Here is a 21,785-nt window from a genome sequence, read left to right on the forward strand (position 1 = left end):
GACTATGAACGCTTTTCAACAGTTGATACAGAAAGACCAACCTGTTTTGGTTGACTTTTTCGCGACTTGGTGTGGTCCTTGCCAAATGCTCGCTCCTATTCTGAAACAAGTAAAGGAAAGCCTTGGTGAACGTATCACAATTATCAAAATTGATGTGGACAAAAATCAAGCGATTGCGGCTCAGTACCAAGTTCGCGGCGTACCCACTATGCTTTTGTTTCAAAACGGGAAACAATTGTGGAGACAATCTGGGGTGGTGAGCAAAGATGAATTGGTCAAAATTATCGTAGAAAAAAGCAACCCATGAGTAAACAAGGCATTATAGTTACCTCGGTTGGAATCGCTATTGGATTGATTGCAGGATATTGGTATTATGCAGCCATTGGTTGTTCTTCTGGAAGCTGCGCTATTACCTCAAAACCAATCAATAGCACTTTATACGGTGGATTATTAGGAGGATTAATTGGCAATTTGTTTGAGAAGAAGTCCAAAAAATAGCTCCAATTTTATCTTCAACAAAAGTTACTTTTTTGATAAATGGCTAAAAAAAGCGGCAATATTTGGTTGAAGTCAACTAAATTTGTAGGACTACTAAACCCACTATCATGGATGTTGAAATATTAGCTCGAATCCAGTTTGCTTTTACCGTTGCCTTTCATTATATCTATCCGCCTTTGAGCATAGGCATTGGATTGCTTATCGTACTTTTTGAAAGTATTTATATCAAAACTGGCAATAAAGAATACGAAACTCTTACTCGTTTTTGGATTAAAATTTTCGCTTTAACTTTCGGAATTGGTGTTGCCACAGGCATCATTATGGAATTTGAATTTGGAACCAACTGGGCGGTATATTCACGTTATGTGGGTGATATTTTTGGAAGTGCACTTGCCGCTGAAGGTCTTTTTGCTTTTGGATTAGAAAGTACCTTTTTGGGTGTATTGCTCTTTGGTTGGAATCGAGTAAAACCATGGGTGCATTTGGTGTCTACCATTGGTGTATTTTTAGGTTCTATGTTTTCGGCGGTTTGGATTGTGGTGGCTAATTCTTGGCAACAAACCCCAGCAGGCTATCATATCGTAGGCGAAGGCTTGCACGCTCGCGCTGAAGTAACCGATTTTTGGGCGATGGTTTTTAATCCTTCAAGTGTAGACCGATTGATACATACTTGGCAAGGTTCTTTTTTGGCAGGAGCGTTTTTAGTATTAAGTGTTCATGCCTACTACTTAAAAAAAGGACGTTTTATTGCCATTTCTAAAAAAGCTTTTCCGATTGCGTTGGGAGTGGCTACTTTCTTTTCTTTTACACAATTACTTTCTGGACACAGCTCTGCTGATGGAGTGGCGGTGAATCAGCCAGCAAAATTAGCTGCTATGGAAGGTCATTTTAAAAAAAATGCTCCCGCCGATTTATATCTTATGGGTTGGGTAAATAAAAAAGACCAAACCGTAACAGGCATTGGTATTCCGGGTGGGTTATCGTTCTTGGTTCATCAGGATTTTAAAGCGCCTATCAAAGGTTTGAATGACTTTCCGGAACAAGACCGACCTAGCCAAATCAATGCAGTGTTTCAATTTTACCATATTATGGTGGCTATTGGTTTGTTTTTGATTGCGCTTACTTTCTATGCCAGCTTCTTGTGGTTCAAAGGAAGATTGTTCGAGACCAAATGGCTATTGACTATTTTCTCCTACTCTGTTCTACTTCCTCAAATAGCCAATCAGGTAGGATGGTTTACAGCCGAAATGGGCAGACAACCTTGGGTGGTATATGGTCAATTAAGAACGAGTCAAGCTTTCTCTCAAGAAGTTTCGGCTAATCAAATTGTATTTTCATTGGTGCTTTTTACGCTAGTCTATTCTTTACTTTTGGTTTTATTCCTTTATTCTGTCAATAAAAAAGTAAAACATGGTCCCTATGATGCGTCCGACGCTGTTTTAAACTGATTTACTTACCCACAACTTTACACTTATGGAGTATTTTTTAGGCATAGATTATCCCACGCTTTGGTATTTAGTCATTGGACTCTTGTTCTCAGGTTATGCGATTTTAGAAGGATTTGATTTTGGTGCTGGCGCATGGCATTTGTTTTTTAGAAAAGATTTGAGTCGTCGAATCGCCATCAATGCCATTGGTCCGGTTTGGGATGCCAATCAGGTTTGGTTGGTTATTGGTGGCGGAGCATTATTTGCAGGCTTCCCTGTGATGTATGCGACCATGCTTTCTGCCATGTATGTGCCTTTTATGATATTCTTGTTTTTTAATGTGCTTCGTGCGGCTGCAATTAAATTCAGAAGTGCAGAGGAAATGGTATGGTGGCGCAAAACTTGGGATGTAGTTTATAGCACTTCGAGTATAATGATTGCTTTTTTGTTGGGCGTTGTATTGGGTAATATTCTGCAAGGCTTTGCTTTGGGACCTAATTTTAGCTACAAAGGCGGCATCTTTTTTTCCTTTCTTAATCCTTATGCGATTATGGTTGGATTTACTACCCTATCGCTTTTTATGACCCAAGGTGCAATATACTTATTATTAAAAACCGAAGGAACCTTACACCAGCGTTTGACGTTCTTGCTGAGAAGAGGAATGATTTTTTTCATTGTTAGTTTTGGAATCACTTCGCTATACACACTAATATTCATTCCCGGAGTGACTGAGAATTTTAGAAGCAATCCTATTTATTTTGCGGTTCCAGTGATTTCTTTTTTGGCAGTAGCCAATGTACCAAGGCTGGTGTCCAAAAAACAATACATGCGCGCTTTGATTTTCTCTTCGTTAACGATGTCGCTTTTATTGATATTGGTAGCTCTTCATTTGTACCCAACTCTTTTAATTTCTACCATAAACCCTGAGTACAGTGTTACGATTTACAACGCTGCTTCTTCGCAAAAATCGTTGGGAATCATGCTAACTATTGTGGCAATTGGTGCGCCATTATTGGGGGCTTACTTTTTCTTTTTGTACAAAACCTTCAATGGAAAAGTAAAATTAGACGATACTAGCTATTAAAAATTAGTCCTTAATAAGTACCCATTTTTGAATCATTTGCTGTAAATCTTTAGCAAGAATAGGTTTAGAAAGATAATCGTTCATTCCATACTCTAAACATTTTTCTCTTTCGCCATTTAGAATTCCTGCGGTAAGAGCAATGATTGGCACAGAATTGAATTTTGGATTTTTTCTAATTTCGACAGCAGCTTCATAACCATTCATAATAGGCATTTGTATGTCCATAAGTATCAATTCGAAAGACTTATTTTTTGTAATCGCTACCGCCTCTTCTCCATTTTGAGCTTCAACAATTGTTGCATTAGGAATAATTCGTTTTATGAGGGTTAAGGCAAGGAATCTATTTACTGCATTATCCTCAACTATCATTACGTTCAAATTGGCATAATTTACTTCAGTTTGCATTTCTACTATTGGTGGCGTTTTTATTAATTTTGTTTTTGGTTCGTTTGCTTGCTCGAAATCTATTGAAAAATAGAAATCACTTCCTTCTCCTTGATGGCTTTTTAATTGCAGTTCACTTTTCATTAACCCTAATAATTGATTAGAAATTGTTAACCCCAAACCTGAGCCTCCAAACTGTCTTGAAGTAGTTGCATCTTCTTGCACAAAAGATTGAAAAATCTTTTTTTGATTTTTTAATTTGATTCCAATTCCTGTATCTTTTACTGAAAATAATATTGAATATAGCTTTTCTTGAATTTTAATCACTTTCAAATCCAGATGAATTTGACCAAAGGAAGTAAACTTAATAGCATTATTTATCAAATTTACTAATACTTGCTTGAGTCTTAAGGAATCAGCCCAAACATATCTGGGAACCTCGTCATGTATTGATAAAGACAGGTCTATTTGTTTTTGCTGCGCCTGGAATTTAAACAAATTAATGGTTTGATGTACCAAATCATACAAATCTGTTTCTTCAATACTTAACTCTAATTTGCCTGATTCTATTTTAGAAAAATCCAGAATATTATTAATGATTCCCAACAAAGTGATGGCAGATTGATGAATTGTATCCATGTACTCCATTTGATTCTTGTCAAGATTTGTTGCGGACAATAAATCTGAAAAACCAATAATTCCGTTTAAAGGTGTTCTTATTTCATGACTCATATTGGCCAAGAATTCTGTTTTTGCTTTATTTGCTTCTTCTGCTTTTTCTTTGGCTTTTATCAATTCTATTTCAAGTAGCTTTCTTTCCGTCACATCCCGAATTGTTCCTACCAAAACAGATGGCTTTCCTTCATTATCAAGTTTTAAAGAACCATTACCGTGCAACCATCGTTCCTCACCATCATTGGCTCTTATGATTTTATACTCTTTATTAAAGGGCTGTTTCTCACCAAGCACTTTATTGGTAGTATACTCTACCATTATCTCTTTATGGTCAGGATGCACTAGTGAAAGCCAATCATAAGAATTAAAATTATTAGTGGATTCTATACCAAAAATTACATCCAAAAGCTTAGAACGTGTCCATACATTAGTCGTCAAATCGATACTAAAAGTGCCTATACTTGCAATGCGTTGTGTTTCTAGTAAAAATTGCTCGTTTTCAATCAATAGATTCTCCGCTGTTTTTCGTTCTGTAATATCTCGTACAATTGTCAATACAGTACCATCATGTAACAACTTAGAATTAAGTTCTGCGTAGAGTACTTTGTTTTCATTCAGCACAATCTTTCGCTCAGATTGGACAGACAATCCTAAGTGTAATTTTTCAAACTGTAGCGGTTTTATCAAAACCTCATCATTGGCTACAAAATCATAAATGGATTTCGTAAGTAACTCTTTTTCGGAATAGCCAGTAATTGTACAGGCATTTTCGTTAACACTCAAGATTTGTCCATCAATAGTTGAAATAACAATAGCATCCAGCATTTGTTGGACTAAAACTCTGTAACGCTCTTCACTTTCTTGTACTTCTTTCTCTATTTTTTTTCTTTCAGTAATGTCTTTTACAAAACCCAAATAAGTAATCTCAGAGAGTTTAACCGCATCTAATGACCACCAGCGGATACTGCCTTCTTTATTCGCAAACTGTAAATCGATTTTGCAAGTACCAAAGTTCTTTACTTGATACAGTGATTGATAACACAATTCTGGTGATTCCGGGTCTATAAAATCCAAAGTAGACATTTCGAGTAATTCTTCTTTTGAATACCCAGTTATATTACTTGCTGCTGGATTTACTTCTAAAAAACGCCCATTTTCATCTGTTACAAAAATACCATCGGGCGCATTTTCTATATAACTTCTAAACTTGTTATTGCTTTTTTCTTCTAATGCTTTGATTTGTATTTCCTTATCAACTTCTTCTTGCGCTTTAAGAAACAATTCTAATTCTTTCTTTTTGGTAACGTCTTGCGCTATTCCTTTTAGTCCAACTACCTTATTATTCTCATCCAAAATTGGGGTTGCTGTTGCAAAAAGCCATTTAATGCGCTTATCTGAAAAATGAATTTGATGTTCAATTTCATAAGGTATTTGGGTTTTTACTATGCCATCCAATTTTCGATTCAACAACTCTAAATCTTGTAACGATAAATGAGATAAATAATCTGCATATAGGTCATTTGTGGTCTTGTCAATTTCAAAAATAGCATACAATTCGTCGGACCATATTAACTCTTCGGTTTCAAAATAAAAAATCCAACTCCCTGTTTTGGCCAACTTTTGAGTATCATTAAAAAACAACTTAGTAGCTAAAAATTCCTGTCTACTAATTTGAAATTCATTTACATCAAAGGCATAAGCATGAAAGGAATTGGAAGGCACATCAAACCAAAAGCGCCATTGATAATAAATGGCATTTGCAGAACTATCTAAAACTTTACTTATAATTGTTGCAGTACTACCCGATTTTTTTGACGAATGAATACAACTTTTTGTAGCCTCAACATCTGCTGTAGCAATTAATTGAAGAAAAGGCACACCTTCTAATTGATTGTTATTGTAGCCTAAATGTGAAAAATTGGGGCTGAATGAAATAATTTCCCCGTCAGGATTAAACGTACAGAATAAATCACTGTTTTGTTTGATAAAAGAATCATAAGAGCGGTAAAAAAGAAGCTCTTTTTTTAATTGCTCTATTTCTCCTCGTTGATTTGATGAATCGAACCCCATACTCTTACGTTTAGATAGCAACCTTTGATATTCATTATCTTGTTTATCAAAATTAAAAGTACGCTAATTTTTTCATAAAAAATAACAACTAAAACATTAGTATTCACAAAAAAACAACAATTAATCGGATTTTAAAAAAAATTACAACTTTTTCACTATTTCAAAAAAAGATTATCAATTAGCCAAAATATCAAATTCACAAATAAATTATACTTGCCGCTAATTATAATTCATAAAATAAGACTGTGTGATAATAGTTACAGACTTTGCCTTTTTCTGAACTTACTTTTGCTTCATCAAACTGTAAAAAAATGAAAAAAACAAAGTTATATGCAGCTATTGCCCTAGTACTCACCCAAACTATAAGTTGGGCTCAGGATACAATTGTGATTTCAAAAAAAGAAATCATCAATAAAGCCGCTGATAAAAATCTTCAAATCAAAATAGCCGACCAATCATTCAAAGCGGCACAAGCTGACTATAGACAGTCGAATGCATTATTCTTACCAAGTATCACTGCTTCACATACTGGAATATCGACAACTAATCCTTTGATGGCTTTTGGTTCCAAACTCAATCAAGAAATTCTAACACAAGCCGATTTTAATCCAGCACTACTCAACAATCCAGCAAGAACTCAAAATTTTGCTACCAAAATAGAAATCCTGCAACCTCTTATCAATGTAGACGGCTATTATGGTAGACAAGCCGCTAAGGCCAAAATGGAAGCCTTTCAATTGCAAACTGAGCGAACAAAAGAATACCTTGAATTAGAAATCAATAAAGCTTATATGCAGTTGCAACTCGCCTATAAAGCGGTTAGTGTTTTGAACAAAGCCAACACCACGGCTCTTTCCAATTTGCAAGTCGTAAATAATTATTTCAAACAAAGTATGCTACAAAAAACAGATGTTTTGACTGTTGAAGTTAGAGTAAATGAAATTAAAAACCAATTGCAATATGCCAAAAGTAACGTTCAAAACGCCTCTGACTATCTGGCTTTTCTGATAAATGAAGACCTAAATAATTCGGTTTTTAAGCCCATCGAAACGCTTGAAAACAGCATAAACACTATCGCAACCAATCCATTATTATCGGGAGAAAGAAAAGACCTTTTAGCTATGGACCAGTCGGTTAAAGCGTATGAAAAAATGGCACAATCTAGTCAAATGAATTTCTTACCACGCTTGAACGCTTTTGGGAGTTATGAATTGTATGATAAGAACATACTAGGTATGGGCGCAAGCGGTTATTTGGTTGGAGCGCAATTATCTTGGAATGTGTTTGATGGTTACAAATCAATTGGAAAAATGGAAAAAGCCAAAGCAGAGCATCAAAAATCAAGCATTGAAAACCAACAGTACAAAGCACAAAGTCAAATAGAATTGAACAAAACCAATAGACAGCTAAAAGACGCCGAAAACAAAGTAAACTTGACGCAACTAGCCCTTCAACAATCTGAGGAAGCTTATCGTATTCGAAACAATCGCTTCCAACAAGGACTGGAAAAAACCTCTGATTTATTGCAAGCAGCAACCCAAATGTCCCAAAAAGAATTAGAACTTCTGCAAGCCGTTTTTGAATACAATATCACTAAAGAATATTTACAGTTTTTAACTAAATAAAAAGCAATAAGACTGGAGTAATACGTATCAAGATTTTAGAATTAAAAAACATCAATATAAAAAATATGAAAATAAGTAATAAAATAATAGCCCTACTTTCCCTTTCCGCAGTTGTATTGACTTCTTGTGGAGACGACAAAAAAGAATCTTTGAACAAAGAAACACCAATTGCAGTAAAAGTAAGTGGTATTGCAGAAAACAGTACTAGTGGATTCGTTACGGCGAGTGGTAAAATCGAAGCTGAAAATTCGGCCAATTTAAGTACCCGAATGATGGGCTTTGTCACCAAACTGCACGTACAAGTGGGACAAAAAGTAACTACAGGACAATTAATCGTTAGTATTAATAATACCGACTTACAAGCTAAAAAAGCGCAAGTAGACGCTAGTATTCTACAAGCTACTGCAGCTTACAACAATGCTAAAAAAGATTACGACCGTTTTACTAATTTGTTCAAACAACAAAGTGCTTCCCAAAAAGAATTGGATGACATGACTGCTCGTTACGAAATGGCAAAAGCTAGCTTGCAAGGCGCCAAACAAATGCGCAACGAAGTAGTAGCCCAATTCTCCTACACTAACATAACTGCTCCTTTTAGTGGAGTAGTCACCAACACCTTTGTAAAAGAAGGCGATATGGCGAATCCTGGAATGCCATTGGTTAGCATAGAAGGAGCTTCTAAGCTACAAGTAACGGCTATGGTTAGCGAAAATGATATTACCGCAATACGCAACGGAATGCTGGTTGACATTTTAGTAAAATCGAATGCAACTGCACTTAAAGGAAAAGTGACAGAAGTAAGCGCCTCAGCCAAAAACACAGGAGGACAGTATTTGGTAAAAATCAATTTAGAACCAACGAAAGCGAAAGTGTTATCTGGAATGTTTGTAAATGTTCAGTTTCCTACTGAAAGTAAAACACCTTCAGCAAAAAATGAACGAATGCTTGTACCAGAAAGTGCTTTGGTGCATCAAGGTCAACTAACTGGAATTTACACTGTAGGCAATGGAAATGTTGCGATTTTGAGATGGTTGCGCGTTGGTAAAAAATTAGGCAGTCAAGTAGAAGTTTTATCTGGACTTTCGACCAAAGAACACTATATCGTTTCGGCAGAAGGAAAATTGTACAACGGAGCTTTGGTTACAGTACAATAAAAAAAGTGGTCAGTGGTTCAGCTTCGTAGTATTCAGTTGCTGTATGCTGACAATTAGTATTGAATTCAAGTTGTTTCAATAAATATAGAAAACATCATTAATCATGCGTGAGGGATAGTAGTGGAAATCCTTTTTGTTCTAAATCCCGATAGGGTTTAGAATAAAAAGATTGCAACGGATAGCCCGACCCGACCTTTTCGGGAGGGTCACGCCCAAATAAATAAAAGAAATTATGCAAGAAGGTATTTCAGGCAAAATTGCCCAAGCATTTATGAACTCCAAATTAACGATTTTGTTAATGATTGGGTTGATGATTATTGGGGTATACAGTTCGTTTCTAATTCCAAGGGAAGAAGAACCGCAAATCAATGTTCCGATGGCTGATATTATGGTTGGCTATCCCGGAGCGAGTCCAAAAGAAGTGGAAAGCCGTGTCGCGAAACCACTAGAGAAAATTATCTCTAATATTAAGGGTGTAGAACACGTACATACAATGGCTATGAATGGTCAGGCGATGCTGATTGTACAATTTTATGTAGGGCAAGATGTAGAACGCTCTTATGTAAAACTCTACGACGAATTGGCCAAACACGAAAACATGTTTCCGCAAGGGGTCTACAAACCTATGGTTAAAACCCGTTCTATAGATGATGTTCCGATGCTTGGAATAACCCTTTGGAGCGAGAAACAAGATGATTACCAACTGCGCCAGATTGCAGAAGAAGTAACTTCTGAAATTGAAAAAGTAAAAGATGTAGCCATTACCAAAGAAATTGGCGGCAATAATCGAGAACTTAAAGTTATTCTCGACAAAGATAGAATGTCCGAAAATGGTGTGGATGCTTTAGGAATCATGCAAATGATTCAGGCCAATAACGGCAGTTCGCAATCGGGGAGTTTTGTTGAGAACGATGAAGAATTTTTGGTTACTACAGGACAATTTTTATCGAATGCCGAAGATGTAGAAAACTTAGTGGTAGGTGTCAACAAAAATATGCCGGTATACTTAAAACAAGTAGCTACCATTACAGATGGGCCTTCTACACCTAGAAGCTATGTTTCTTTTGGTTATGGCAAAGCCAATGAACAATTCAAAACGGCAAAATCAGAATATCCTGCTGTAACCATTTCTGTTGGAAAAGTAAAAGGTGCCGATGCTATGAAAATATCGGATAAGATTTTGACCAAAGTAGAGCAACTTAAAAAAACCATCATTCCAGATGATGTACACGTTGAAGTGACTCGTAACTATGGGGAAACAGCATCGCACAAAGTGGGTGAATTATTGCTTCATTTGGGAATTGCCATTATTGCGGTTACTGTTTTGGTAATTCTAGCTATGGGATGGCGTGGTGGATTGGTCGTGTTTTTCTCTGTGCCGCTCACTTTTGCATTAACGCTATTTGCTTATTATTTGTTGGGTTACACACTCAATAGAATCACACTTTTTGCCCTTGTATTTGTAGTTGGAATTGTGGTTGACGATAGTATTATCATTGCCGAAAACATGCATAGGCATTTCAAAATGAAGCGACTTCCCTTTAAACAAGCTGCAATTTATGCGATTAATGAAGTTGGGAACCCAACAATTTTGGCCACGTTTACAGTAATTGCCGCTATTCTTCCTATGGCTTTTGTATCTGGAATGATGGGACCTTATATGAGTCCAATGCCTATTGGAGCCTCTATTGCGATGTTATTGTCTTTATTTGTTGCTTTGACGGTAACGCCATATTTGGGATATCATTTGTTACAAGAAAAAGAAGAACAAGCACACAAGCATGCCGAAGGATTAGAAACGAATTTGATTTATAAAATATATAGCAAAATAGAGCGTCCGTTTCTAGACAATAGTTTCAAGAGAAGACTTTTATTGGCTGGAACTGTGGTCTTATTGATGGGTTCGATTTTGATGTTCTTTACCAAATCGGTGGTCGTAAAAATGCTCCCTTTTGATAACAAAAATGAATTTCAAGTAGTTATTGACATGCCTGAAGGAAGTACTTTGGAAAGAACCTCGGCAGTAACCAGAGAAATTGCTCAATACGTATCGACTCAACCCGAAGTAGTCAATTATCAAAACTATGTGGGCACTTCTGCTCCTATTACTTTCAATGGTTTGGTACGTCATTACGATATGCGCGGTGGTAGTAATATGGCCGACATTCAGGTGAATTTATTACATAAAGAAGACCGTGATTTACAAAGTCATGACATTGCTAAAGCCATGCGTCCTGAGATTCAAAAGATTGCCAAAAAATATGGTGCCAATGTAAAACTGATTGAAGTACCTCCGGGACCTCCAGTACTGTCAACTTTGGTTGCCGAAATTTATGGTCCTGATTATGAAGAACAAATTAAGGTAGCCCAACAAGTACAAACCATTCTGCAAAACACGACTGATATTGTAGATATCGATTGGATGGTAGAAGACCATCAGACGGAGTTCCGCCTTGAAGTTGATAAAGAAAAAGCCATGCTCAATGGTATTGCTCCTCAACAAGTAGTAGGGAATCTTACGTATTTATTAAAAGAATATCCTGTTTCTAATTTATACGACGAAAACTCAAATGACAATGTTAGTATCGTTCTTTCATTAGATGACAAAGACAAAACCAGTTTGCAAGATATCCAAAACTTGAAAATAAAAGGGAGTCAAGGGAATATGATTCCGATCAGCGATTTGGTAAAAGTTAGAAAGGACACACTACAAAAAACCATTTACCGAAAAGACCAAAAACGTGTGGTGTATGTTACGGCCGATATGGCAGGTACATTAGAAAGCCCAGTCTATGCTATTTTGGGAATGAATGAAAAACTGTCTAAAATGAAAATTCCAAAAGGCTACAAGATAAATGAATTGTACATGGAGCAACCTACAGATGAAAGTGATTTTACAGTAAAATGGGATGGTGAATGGCAAATAACCTTAGAGGTGTTTCGTGATTTGGGCGTGGCCTTTATGGTGGTGATTGTGATAATCTATATGTTGATTGTAGGATGGTTTCAAAACTTCAAAACACCAATCGTTATGATGTTGGCAATTCCACTTTCGTTGATAGGAATCGTTTTAGGGCATTGGATGCTAAATGCATATTTCACCGCCACTTCTTTTATTGGAATGATTGCTTTGGCAGGGGTTATGGTTCGAAATTCGGTTTTACTTATCGACTTCATCGAAATCCGATTGAATGACGGTGTACCTTTAAAACAAGCCATAATAGAAGCTGGAGCTGTCCGCACCACTCCTATTCTATTAACCACCGGTGCAGTGGTGATTGGAGCGTCGATTATTTTATTTGACCCCATTTTTCAAGGATTAGCCATTTCACTTGTAGCTGGTGCTATTGTTTCAACGGTTTTAACACTAATTGTCGTGCCGCTGATTTATTATATTACTGAGAGAAAAAAATGGGAAACAAATAATCTCTCCGAAAAAGAGGAATCAGGAGCTGCTAATCAATAAAAATTAGTTTCAAGTTTAAGGTTTCCAATTTTAGAAACCTTAAACTTTTAAACCTTTAAACCTAAAAAAATGAAATTACTACTAATCGTTGCCGTCAAAGCTTTCCAAAAAGAAATCCAACAGCTACTTAAGAAGGCTAATATTAGTTCGTACTCCTATAAAGAAGTAACGGGCTACCAAAACAGTTCAGAAGAATTGATAGAAGAAAACTGGTTCGCCACCAATAGTATCGAAAATGAATCGGTATTGTTTTATGTCTTTGCGCATGAAAAAAAAGTAGACCCATTATTTGAATGGGTTGCAGATTTCAATGCGAAGCAAGAAACGCTATCACAAATTCATTTGGCGGTTTTATGTATAGAAAAATCCAATTAACCTCAAAAAACAAGCAATGAAAAACAGAATTATAAGAGCCATAGCAGGAACTTTTGTGCTACTAAGTATCGTATTATCTATCTATGTCAATCAAAATTGGTTGTGGTTTACCGCCTTTGTGGGCGCTAATCTATTGCAATCGGCTATTACCAAATGGTGTTTGATGGAAGACATATTAACCAAATTGGGAGTAAAAGACTAAATGATTTAAAAGAATACATTTCAACACATTACAAGCCGTGAATTAGTACTTCACGGCTTTTTTATGCCCTTATTTAATCCATTAAGATGTGAAATAACTGTTAAATTTAAAACATTTGTATATACATATAAAAAAAGTGTTACATTTGTATCAACAAATAAAGTAATTACAAACATGAAAATAGAAGAAGTTTTAAAAAGCACCATCGATTATAATGAATCGACAAGAGCTATCTTAAATATCATGTATACCCAAATTGTTGTTTCTGAAAGTTTCAATGAAATTCTTAAACCATATGATATATCTGGAGAACAATATAATGTTCTTAGAATTTTAAGAGGCCAAAAAGGAACACCTGCTAATATGTGTGTAATTCAAGAACGCATGTTGGCCAAAACAAGTAATACTACACGATTAGTTGACAAGTTGTTATTAAAGGAATTAGTAACAAGAAATGTTTGCCCTGACAACCGAAGAAAAATCGAAGTGCTTATTACTGAAAAAGGCTTGTCCTTATTAAAAGAATTAGAGCCACAGTTGAAAGAGCACGAAGAATCTTTTGCCAACAACTTAAATCCTGAAGAATTGCAACAATTGAATTTCTTATTAGAAAAATATAGAACTAAATAAATATATATACATTATGAGTACATTTTTAGACCATCAAAATTGGAGATATGCTACCAAAAAATACGATGCTAGCAAAAAAATAACAACCAAGGATTTAAATACATTAAAAGAAGCCATCCGATTGAGTTCTTCTTCTTATGGATTGCAATTGTACAAGGTTTTTATTGTAGATAATCCTGAATTAAGAGCACAATTACAACCTGCAGCTTGGGGGCAAACTCAAATTACTGAAGCTTCTCACCTATTTGTTTTTGCCAATCAAACAACTGTTGGTAACGAAGATATCGAGGGGTACTTAAAAAATGCTGAACAAACCAGAAGTTTACCAGAAGGAGCTTTGAATGGTTATGGGGATTTTATGAAAGGAAGCCTTCTTAATCTACCTGAAGATGCAAAAAAAGTTTGGACTGCAAAACAAACCTATTTAGCTTTAGCCAATTTGTTGAATGCTGCTGCTGAATTAAAAATTGATGCTACTCCTATGGAAGGGTTTGACCCTGCTCAGTTTAATGCTATTTTAGGCTTAGACAAATTAAACTTAAATGCTGCTGTAGTAGCCGCAGTTGGATACCGTCACGAAGAGGATGATACCCAACATTACAAAAAAGTTAGAAAATCAAACGAAGATTTATTTATTACTTTATAATTTTACAACTCAAATATTAATCTAAAAACCAATTTAAACATGAAAAATTTAAAATCAATTGCATTAGCATTAGTGGCATTCGCTACAATTTCAATGACAGCTCAAACCAAAAAAATTGATACTGCAGGAAGTACTATCGAATGGTTAGGAAAAAAAGTAACAGGACAACACAATGGTACTGTAAACTTTAAAGAAGGAGCTTTAGTATTCAAAGGAAAAGCATTAAAAGGAGGTTCTTTCACTGTTGATATGAACTCATTAACAGCAACTGACTTACAAGGTGAATACCAAGGAAAATTGAATGGTCACTTAAAAGCGGATGACTTTTTTGGAACAGCAAAATTCCCAACTGCTACTTTAGTATTCAAAAAAATTGGTTCAAAAGCTAAAGATGTTTATGCAGTAACTGCTGACTTAACTATCAAAGGAATCACTAAACCAGTTACTTTTGACATTACTGTAAACGGAAATACAGCTACTACAACTTTCAACGTAGATAGAACTAAATACGGAATCGAATACAACTCAAAATCAATCTTTTCAGCTATTGGTGACAAAGCCATCAACGACGAATTTGAATTGAAAGTTACTTTGAAATTCTAATATCAAATACCACTTTGACAAAGCCTCAACTTAGTTGGGGCTTTTTTTTGTAAAAAAATAAGCAATTCCCAATTACCAAATGATTACTAAACTGTAAAATAAGTCCCAAATCAATCATTTTTAGTAATAAAATCTTAACATAAATTCACAATTACCTTTAAAGACCGCTACTACTTTTGATTAGTCAAAACAACAAAACAATAATAGACGTAGTTTAAACAAAAGTAAAAATGAAACAAAAAGTAGTACTTATCATTTTTGTCTTGAGCTTTTTATCTTCATCAGCTCAACAAGTAAAAGGAATTTATGGCGACACTAATTGGATGCTAAATTGGACCAATTTCAAACCCGCTACAACAGAATACAAAGAACCCAATGCTATTTTATCTGGAGTAATCGACAAAGACACCAAACTTAGTAGCGACAACACCTACCGACTGGAAGGAACTGTATATGTTACCAATAACGCAACCTTAACTATAGAAGCTGGAACAGTAATTAGAGGAGACGAAATGACCTGCGGTACGCTTGTAATTACCAAAGGAGCCAAAATTATGGCTGAAGGAACCGAGAAAAATCCTATTGTATTTACTTCAAATAAAGTGACTACCGTCAGAAAACCAGGAGACTGGGGCGGCATCTTAGTACTTGGAGATGCGCCAATCAATAAAATAGGAATCAATGGTCAAGCCTTATTGGATTTTAATTTAGACACCTCCAAATGTTCTTATGGTGGACTAAATCCAGAAAGTAATTCAGGTGCACTAAAATATGTTCGAATTGAATATGCTGGAAGAAAACTAAATGCCTTAAAGGAATTAAATGGTTTGTCACTTGCAGGTGTTGGAAACAAAACAACCCTTAGTCACATTCAAATTAGTTACTCAAACGACGATTCTTTCGAATGCTATGGTGGTGATGTAAAATTAGACCGCTTAATTTCATACAGAACTACAGATGATGATTTTGATTTTACCCAAGGCGTACAAGCTACTATAACTAATAGCATAGCGATTCGTCATCCATTTTCGTCGGATGCCGCAGGTTCCAGATGTTTTGAATTGGATTCATATGACAAATTTGAGAACTACGATCCAACCAAAAAACTTAGCAACATACAAGCCAATAACATCACTTTAGTAAATTTAGAAGAAAACAATCAAGGATTGATAAAAGAATCCATTTATATAAAAGAGAAATGCTACTTCTCCTTAAAAAATAGTATTGTCTCTGGTTTTGCTCCATTTTTATTGATGGAAGGCAAAATTGGGTTAAACCCAGATAACTTAGCCAAAATATCGCTAAAGGATATTATCGTAAACAACTGCAAAGGATCAATAGTTAGTGAAGAAACCAGTCATAATGACAAACTAAAATATTGGCCAGATCCGTCGTCAATGGGAATCGAATTTTCATCTATTGCAATTAACGATTTGTTCAAATCATCTCAAATAAAATTTAGCCCAGATTTTAGAAAAAAAGAGAGTGCCGTTCTAGTTAGTACTAACTAATTTTTTACGAAAAATTCACAAGAAAAACCAACTATATCATACAATAGTTTAAAAAATCCAACTGCTTTCGCAATTGGATTTTTTTTATTTTTAACGCATATTAATTATTTTCTTTAATAAAAAAGAGGATAATTATTCCAAAATCAACATTTATTCATTTTAAAGTGTTAAGTTTTCATTATTATAATTTTATTTTATTACTTTAGTTTTTAAGTTAACCAAAAAGAAAGTAAAGCCCCACTTTAAAACAATAAAAATGAAACAAAAATCTTTAGTAATTATTTGCATCGCGTTCAGTTTATCTTTATTTGCGCAAAAAAGTAATGGTATTTATGGAGACACTAATTGGATGAACAATTGGACCAATTTTAAACCTGCAACAGCAGAATACCCAGAAACCAATGAGGTATTGCCAGACATTATCAACAAAGACACCAAACTAGTAAGTACCAAAACCTACCTTCTAAACAACAGAGTGTATGTGACCAATAATGCTACACTTACAATTGAACCAGGTACTGTAATCAGAGGAGGTATCGGCGATATCGACTATTGCGGAACCTTAATCATTACACAAGGGTCCAAACTTATTGCTGAAGGGACAGAAAAAGCACCAATTGTTTTTACTTCTGAAAAAGCAGCTACAGTAAGAAAACCAGGTAACTGGGGTGGTATCATCATCCTAGGTAATGCGCCTGTGAACAAAATTGACAAAGACAACAAGCATGTTTTAACAGATTTCAATCTTGATACTACAAAAGCTACCTATGGCGGCGATAAACCAGAAGATAATTCTGGAAGCTTAAAGTATGTTCGCATTGAATTTGGTGGAAAAAAGATAAACGGTTCAAAAGAAATCAATGCCCTTATCTTAGCTGGGGTTGGAAAAAAAACAGCCTTGAGCCATATTCAAGTTAGTTACTCAAATGGAGATGCTTATCAAGTAACTGGCGGAGAAGTAGCAATGAATAACGTAATTTCTTTTAGAAATGATGACGATGATTTTGATTTCTCAGAAGGAACTCAAGCAACACTAAATAACAGTATTGCAATTCGTCACCCTTTTTCTTCTGGTTCAGGAAATTCAAGATGTTTTGAAATTGATTCGTATGACAAACAAGAAAATGCCGATATGACTAAAAAGCTTACGAATGTAAAAGCCAACAACATTACATTTGTAAATATTGAAGAAAATAATCAAGGATTGGTTCGTGAAGCTATCTACCTTAAAGAAAATTGTAACTTGACTTTTACAAATAGTATTGTTTCTGGATTTGCACCTTTTGTGTTATTAGGTGAAAAAATAACTTTATCTCCAGAAAATTTCGCTAAAATCAATTTAAAGAACATCATTGTAAACCGTTGTAAAGAAAATTTAGTGAGCGAAGAACAAAGCTATAATGGAAAACTAAAATACTGGCCAGACCCAGCTTCAATGGAATTTGAAATTGCAACAACTCCAATTATTGACTTGTTTACTTCAATAGATTTGAAAAACAACCCAGATTTCAGAAAAAAACAAAGCGCAACGGTAGTAATCAATAAATAAAAAAGTAGCAAGTGTTTGAAATCTAACAAAAAACAATAAATACTTTTTTTATTTTTATTCTTTTACTTTTGTTTAGTTCAATTTCATTTATATATTTGCTCAACGAAAAAAAACATGAGAACAATAACAAACAATACTTGGTGGTGGAATACTTTACGTCAAACGTCGTGAACAAAGCTCCTATAGTATTAGTTGAACTATTATAAATAAAAAGGCTTGTCATCACGACAAGCCTTTTTTTATTGCCTTGTTTTCTGTAAAAAACCAACAACTAAAAGTCTTAATTAAAAAGATATGAAAGCCTATTTATTAAATACCCATTACAAGCAAATCCTTGCCGACACCATTACACCCGTTAGTGTTTATTTAAAAATTAGAGATAAATTCCCTAACAGTTTATTATTAGAAAGTAGTGATTATCATGGAAACGACAACAGTTTCTCCTACATTTGCTGCAATCCTATTGCTTCTTTTAAAATTGAAAACGAAATCATCTCTAAGAATTATCCAGATGGAACTTCAGAAACTATTAACATAGATGCTACCACCAAAATTCCTGAGATTATTCAGAACTTTTCAAGTCAATTTCAATCCAAGAAAAATGATTTCAAATTCATAAACAATGGGCTATTTGGTTACATTGCTTATGATGCTGTTCGTTATTTCGAAAAAGTAAGTATTGCAAAAAAAGAAAACAGTAATGCCATTCCAGATGTGTATTATGCGGTATACCAAAATATCATTGCCATCAATCATTTCAAGAATGAGGCCTATATTTTTTGCCATAGTTTGGATGAAAAAAATAACATCTCCGAAATCGAGCAACTCTTGCAATCCCGAAATATCGCTTCTTATAAATTCTCAAAAGAAGGCGAGGGTTTTTCGAACCTTACAGATGAAGAATTTAAGCACAATGTGGCATTAGCCAAAAAACATTGTTTCCGTGGCGATGTTTTTCAATTGGTTTTATCACGACGTTTTACACAAGGTTTCAAAGGCGATGAATTTAATGTGTATCGTGCTTTGCGAAGCATTAACCCTTCCCCCTATTTATTCTTTTTTGACTATGGTGATTTCAAATTATTTGGTTCTTCTCCCGAAGCTCAAATTATTGTAAAAAACAGAAAAGCCGAAATTCATCCCATCGCTGGAACTTTCAAACGAACAGGTGATGATGAAAAAGATGCTGTTTTGGCCAAAGCCCTTTCTGAAGATAAAAAAGAGAATAGTGAACATGTGATGCTTGTAGATTTAGCCAGAAATGATTTAAGTCGCAACGGACATGACGTACAAGTAGAGAAATACCGTGAGGTGCAATTTTTCTCCCATGTTATCCATTTAGTTTCCAAAGTTACGGGGTATTTACACGAAAAAGCCTTAACCTTACAAGTGGTCGCTGACACCTTCCCTGCAGGAACGTTGAGTGGCGCTCCAAAACATAGAGCGATGCAATTGATTGAAGAGTATGAAAAAACCAATCGTGCTTTTTATGGAGGTGCCATAGGTTTTATGGATTTTGAAGGCAATTTTAATCATGCCATTATGATTCGAACGTTCTTGAGCAAAAACCATCAATTGCATTCACAAGCAGGTGCTGGAATCGTAGCAAGCTCTGATGAAGAAAGCGAAATGCAAGAAGTTTATAATAAACTAAGAGCCTTAAATACGGCATTGGATTTGGCAGAGACGATTTAAACACGATAAAATTAAAAATATGAAAACAACAATCAGTTGCTTACTAATGATTGTCCTTTTTACAGCCTGTAATCTTGCTGAAAAACAAGAGAAGGCAAAGAAAAACAATAGCATTGAAGGCACTTGGCGACTCATATCAGCAGTTAAAATTATAAAAGACAGTACTTTTTCAACCTTCAATCCAAAAACGAAGATGATAAAAATAATTAATGGCACTCATTTTTCTTTCTTCAACCATGATTTGAATAATGGAAAAGACAGTGCAGCCGTTTATTTTGCTGGAGGAGGAAAGTATACTTTAAAAGATAGCCTTTACACTGAAAATCTAGAATACTTTTCACTTAGAGAATGGGAAAACAACAAATTTGATTTTGTAGTAAAAATTCAAAATGACACTTTAACACAAAAAGGAATCGAAAAAATTGAAAAACTTGGTGTAGACCAAATCATAATCGAAAAATACGTTCGAGAAAAATAATCAAACAATATGAAAAAAATACTAGTCATAGACAATTACGATAGCTTCACTTACAACTTAGTGCACTATTTAGAAGATTTAGATTGTGAAGTAACGGTGTACCGAAATGATGAATTTGATTTGGATGAAATCGCTCATTTCGACAAAATTTTATTATCGCCAGGACCTGGTATTCCTGACGAAGCAGGCTTACTCAAAGCAGTGATTCAAAAATACGGCCCCACCAAAAGCATTTTTGGGGTATGCCTTGGTCAACAAGCCATTGGAGAAGTCTACGGCGGTACTTTATCCAATTTAGACAAAGTTTATCACGGGGTAGCTACAACGGTAAAAACGATTGTAAATGACGAACTCCTTTTTGACGGATTAGAACCGACATTCGAAGTGGGGCGCTACCATTCTTGGGTGGTCGATGCGAATGTCCCGGATGTTTTAGAAATCACATCCATAGACGAAAACGGACAAGTGATGTCTTTGCGCCATAAAAGCTACGATGTTCGCGGCGTACAATTTCATCCTGAAAGTGTATTGACTCCTGACGGAAAAAAAATGTTAGAGAATTGGGTGAAAAATTAGTGCTCAGTTTTCAGTATTAAGTAAACAGTCCTTTTGAAAACAAAACTAAGAATCTTAGTTATTTACAAACTTAGTATTTCATAAAAATGAAAAACATATTAAACAGACTCATCAATCACGAAATGCTTTCCAAAGAAGAAGCAAAAAATGTATTGATAAACATATCCAACGGAAGTTATAACCCTAGCCAAATTGCCTCTTTTTTGACTGTTTATATGATGCGTAGCATTAGCATAGACGAGTTAGCTGGTTTCAGAGAAGCATTATTGGATTTGTGTATCAAAGTAGATTTATCTGCCTACAATGCCATTGATTTATGTGGTACGGGTGGCGATGGAAAAGACACGTTTAACATCTCCACTTTGGCTTCCTTTGTTGCAGCAGGAGCAGGAATAAAAGTAGCCAAACACGGAAATTACGGAGTGTCTTCTATTTCTGGTTCCAGTAATGTACTCGAAAAAATGGGAGTACAATTTAGTAACGACGCCTCTTTTTTAGAAAAATGTATTGACCAAGCAGGTATCTGTGTCTTGCACGCACCGCTTTTTCACCCAGCGATGAAAAATGTAGGCCCTATAAGAAAAGAATTGGCAGTCAAAACCTTTTTCAATATGTTGGGGCCGATGGTCAATCCTTCCTTTCCAAAAAATCAATTGGTAGGGGTTTTCAATTTGGAATTGGCAAGAATGTATGGCTATTTGTATCAAAACACCGAGGTGAATTTTACTATCCTCCACGCACTAGATGGCTACGATGAGATTTCATTGACGTGTCCAACCAAAACAATTACCAAAACAATGGAAGGCATGTTGCATCCGACTGATTTTGGTGTGTCTCTTTTATCTCAAAACGAAATCGAAGGCGGAAAAACCATTGAAGAATCAGCGGCTATGTTTCTCTCTATTCTTTCAGGAAAAGGAACGGAAGCCCAAAACAATGTGGTTTGTGCCAATGCTGCTATGGCCATTGCAACCGTTACCCATTGCTCTCCTTTAGAAGGATTTCAAATAGCGAAAGAAAGTTTGCTATCTGGCAAAGGCTTGGTAGCTTTGAACAAACTAAAAGAGTTAAGTAACTAAAAATAGTTTAAAAGTTTAAGGTTTAAAGTGGTTGAAATAGTCCACACTTTTAAACCTT

General features: G+C 35.2%; 19 protein-coding genes. 18 read left to right on the forward strand and 1 reads right to left on the reverse strand.

Translation table 11 applies throughout. The features are described from left to right. Positions 1-4 precede the first annotated feature (4 nt). The 4 genes from trxA to cydB all read left to right on the forward strand — a co-directional run bounded on the left by trxA (position 5) and on the right by cydB (position 3,009). Positions 5-307 carry a thioredoxin gene (gene trxA, locus ACSVH9_RS12700; protein WP_438064037.1) on the forward strand — a complete coding sequence of 101 codons (303 nt, stop codon included), beginning with the start codon at positions 5-7 and terminating at the stop codon, positions 305-307. After that, the gene (locus tag ACSVH9_RS12705; RefSeq protein ID WP_438064038.1) at positions 304-498 is read left to right on the forward strand and encodes a DUF6132 family protein; all 195 of its coding nucleotides are present in this window, start codon (positions 304-306) and stop codon (positions 496-498) included. Before trxA ends, ACSVH9_RS12705 begins: the two co-directional genes overlap by 4 nt. Before the next feature lie 107 nt (positions 499-605). Beyond that, entirely contained in the window at positions 606-1,946 is a 1,341-nt protein-coding gene (locus ACSVH9_RS12710) for a cytochrome ubiquinol oxidase subunit I (RefSeq protein WP_438064039.1), read from the forward strand. A gap of 25 nt (positions 1,947-1,971) precedes the next feature. Further along, the gene (gene cydB, locus ACSVH9_RS12715; protein WP_315158378.1) at positions 1,972-3,009 is read left to right on the forward strand and encodes a cytochrome d ubiquinol oxidase subunit II; all 1,038 of its coding nucleotides are present in this window, start codon (positions 1,972-1,974) and stop codon (positions 3,007-3,009) included. A 3-nt stretch (positions 3,010-3,012) separates the two neighbouring features. On the opposite strand, the gene ACSVH9_RS12720 is transcribed toward cydB, so the two are convergent. Next, positions 3,013-6,138, reverse strand: coding sequence for a PAS domain S-box protein (locus ACSVH9_RS12720; RefSeq protein ID WP_438064040.1), 3,126 nt, complete (start codon positions 6,136-6,138; stop codon positions 3,013-3,015). 311 nt (positions 6,139-6,449) lie between these two features. Between ACSVH9_RS12720 and ACSVH9_RS12725 the strand changes: the two genes are divergently transcribed. The 14 genes from ACSVH9_RS12725 to trpD all read left to right on the forward strand — a co-directional run bounded on the left by ACSVH9_RS12725 (position 6,450) and on the right by trpD (position 21,727). Beyond that, positions 6,450-7,763: a TolC family protein gene (locus ACSVH9_RS12725; RefSeq protein ID WP_438064041.1), complete on the forward strand. Its 1,314-nt coding sequence runs from the start codon at positions 6,450-6,452 to the stop codon at positions 7,761-7,763. A gap of 65 nt (positions 7,764-7,828) precedes the next feature. Further along, complete coding sequence (locus ACSVH9_RS12730) at positions 7,829-8,917, forward strand: efflux RND transporter periplasmic adaptor subunit (RefSeq protein WP_438064042.1); 1,089 nt, start codon at positions 7,829-7,831, stop codon at positions 8,915-8,917. A 232-nt stretch (positions 8,918-9,149) separates the two neighbouring features. Next, positions 9,150-12,383 (forward strand): efflux RND transporter permease subunit, encoded by a 3,234-nt coding sequence (locus ACSVH9_RS12735; protein WP_438064043.1) that lies wholly within the window; start codon positions 9,150-9,152, stop codon positions 12,381-12,383. Positions 12,384-12,452: 69 nt separating this feature from the next. Next, positions 12,453-12,758: a hypothetical protein gene (locus ACSVH9_RS12740; RefSeq protein WP_315142342.1), complete on the forward strand. Its 306-nt coding sequence runs from the start codon at positions 12,453-12,455 to the stop codon at positions 12,756-12,758. 16 nt (positions 12,759-12,774) lie between these two features. Beyond that, entirely contained in the window at positions 12,775-12,960 is a 186-nt protein-coding gene (locus ACSVH9_RS12745; protein WP_438064044.1) for a YgaP family membrane protein, read from the forward strand. A gap of 174 nt (positions 12,961-13,134) precedes the next feature. Further along, complete coding sequence (locus ACSVH9_RS12750) at positions 13,135-13,590, forward strand: MarR family winged helix-turn-helix transcriptional regulator (RefSeq protein WP_438064045.1); 456 nt, start codon at positions 13,135-13,137, stop codon at positions 13,588-13,590. A gap of 13 nt (positions 13,591-13,603) precedes the next feature. After that, a complete protein-coding gene (locus ACSVH9_RS12755; protein ID WP_438064046.1) occupies positions 13,604-14,236 on the forward strand; it encodes an NAD(P)H-dependent oxidoreductase in 633 nt (210 codons plus the stop codon). 39 nt (positions 14,237-14,275) lie between these two features. After that, positions 14,276-14,839, forward strand: coding sequence for a YceI family protein (locus tag ACSVH9_RS12760; RefSeq protein WP_438064047.1), 564 nt, complete (start codon positions 14,276-14,278; stop codon positions 14,837-14,839). Between the two features lie 230 nt (positions 14,840-15,069). Then, positions 15,070-16,350, forward strand: coding sequence for a hypothetical protein (locus ACSVH9_RS12765; RefSeq protein ID WP_438064048.1), 1,281 nt, complete (start codon positions 15,070-15,072; stop codon positions 16,348-16,350). Positions 16,351-16,606: 256 nt separating this feature from the next. After that, positions 16,607-17,899, forward strand: a complete 1,293-nt coding sequence (locus ACSVH9_RS12770; RefSeq protein WP_438064049.1) for a hypothetical protein — start codon at positions 16,607-16,609, stop codon at positions 17,897-17,899. Positions 17,900-18,193: 294 nt separating this feature from the next. Further along, positions 18,194-19,594, forward strand: a complete 1,401-nt coding sequence (locus tag ACSVH9_RS12775; RefSeq protein ID WP_438064050.1) for an anthranilate synthase component I family protein — start codon at positions 18,194-18,196, stop codon at positions 19,592-19,594. Positions 19,595-19,613: 19 nt separating this feature from the next. After that, positions 19,614-20,072, forward strand: coding sequence for a hypothetical protein (locus tag ACSVH9_RS12780; protein WP_438064051.1), 459 nt, complete (start codon positions 19,614-19,616; stop codon positions 20,070-20,072). 9 nt (positions 20,073-20,081) lie between these two features. Next, positions 20,082-20,648 (forward strand): anthranilate synthase component II, encoded by a 567-nt coding sequence (locus ACSVH9_RS12785; RefSeq protein ID WP_438064052.1) that lies wholly within the window; start codon positions 20,082-20,084, stop codon positions 20,646-20,648. 86 nt (positions 20,649-20,734) lie between these two features. Continuing rightward, positions 20,735-21,727, forward strand: coding sequence for an anthranilate phosphoribosyltransferase (gene trpD / locus ACSVH9_RS12790; RefSeq protein WP_438064053.1), 993 nt, complete (start codon positions 20,735-20,737; stop codon positions 21,725-21,727). Positions 21,728-21,785: the final 58 nt, after the last annotated feature.

It is taken from the genome of Flavobacterium sp. RSSB_23 (assembly GCF_051547145.1).
Lineage (GTDB): Bacteria > Bacteroidota > Bacteroidia > Flavobacteriales > Flavobacteriaceae > Flavobacterium.

Excerpts from the sequence above, each read along its gene's own strand:
- ACSVH9_RS12785 (WP_438064052.1), top strand. The coding sequence starts at position 20,082 with ATGAAAAAAATACTAGTCATAGACAATTACGATAGCTTCACTTACAAC.
- ACSVH9_RS12750 (WP_438064045.1), top strand. The coding sequence starts at position 13,135 with ATGAAAATAGAAGAAGTTTTAAAAAGCACCATCGATTATAATGAATCG.
- ACSVH9_RS12725 (WP_438064041.1), top strand. The coding sequence starts at position 6,450 with ATGAAAAAAACAAAGTTATATGCAGCTATTGCCCTAGTACTCACCCAA.
- ACSVH9_RS12705 (WP_438064038.1), top strand. The coding sequence starts at position 304 with ATGAGTAAACAAGGCATTATAGTTACCTCGGTTGGAATCGCTATTGGA.
- ACSVH9_RS12735 (WP_438064043.1), top strand. The coding sequence starts at position 9,150 with ATGCAAGAAGGTATTTCAGGCAAAATTGCCCAAGCATTTATGAACTCC.
- trxA (WP_438064037.1), top strand. The coding sequence starts at position 5 with ATGAACGCTTTTCAACAGTTGATACAGAAAGACCAACCTGTTTTGGTT.
- ACSVH9_RS12780 (WP_438064051.1), top strand. The coding sequence starts at position 19,614 with ATGAAAACAACAATCAGTTGCTTACTAATGATTGTCCTTTTTACAGCC.
- ACSVH9_RS12770 (WP_438064049.1), top strand. The coding sequence starts at position 16,607 with ATGAAACAAAAATCTTTAGTAATTATTTGCATCGCGTTCAGTTTATCT.
- trpD (WP_438064053.1), top strand. The coding sequence starts at position 20,735 with ATGAAAAACATATTAAACAGACTCATCAATCACGAAATGCTTTCCAAA.
- ACSVH9_RS12720 (WP_438064040.1), bottom strand. The coding sequence starts at position 6,138 with ATGGGGTTCGATTCATCAAATCAACGAGGAGAAATAGAGCAATTAAAA.
- ACSVH9_RS12740 (WP_315142342.1), top strand. The coding sequence starts at position 12,453 with ATGAAATTACTACTAATCGTTGCCGTCAAAGCTTTCCAAAAAGAAATC.
- ACSVH9_RS12745 (WP_438064044.1), top strand. The coding sequence starts at position 12,775 with ATGAAAAACAGAATTATAAGAGCCATAGCAGGAACTTTTGTGCTACTA.
- ACSVH9_RS12730 (WP_438064042.1), top strand. The coding sequence starts at position 7,829 with ATGAAAATAAGTAATAAAATAATAGCCCTACTTTCCCTTTCCGCAGTT.
- ACSVH9_RS12710 (WP_438064039.1), top strand. The coding sequence starts at position 606 with ATGGATGTTGAAATATTAGCTCGAATCCAGTTTGCTTTTACCGTTGCC.
- ACSVH9_RS12755 (WP_438064046.1), top strand. The coding sequence starts at position 13,604 with ATGAGTACATTTTTAGACCATCAAAATTGGAGATATGCTACCAAAAAA.
- cydB (WP_315158378.1), top strand. The coding sequence starts at position 1,972 with ATGGAGTATTTTTTAGGCATAGATTATCCCACGCTTTGGTATTTAGTC.
- ACSVH9_RS12765 (WP_438064048.1), top strand. The coding sequence starts at position 15,070 with ATGAAACAAAAAGTAGTACTTATCATTTTTGTCTTGAGCTTTTTATCT.
- ACSVH9_RS12760 (WP_438064047.1), top strand. The coding sequence starts at position 14,276 with ATGAAAAATTTAAAATCAATTGCATTAGCATTAGTGGCATTCGCTACA.
- ACSVH9_RS12775 (WP_438064050.1), top strand. The coding sequence starts at position 18,194 with ATGAAAGCCTATTTATTAAATACCCATTACAAGCAAATCCTTGCCGAC.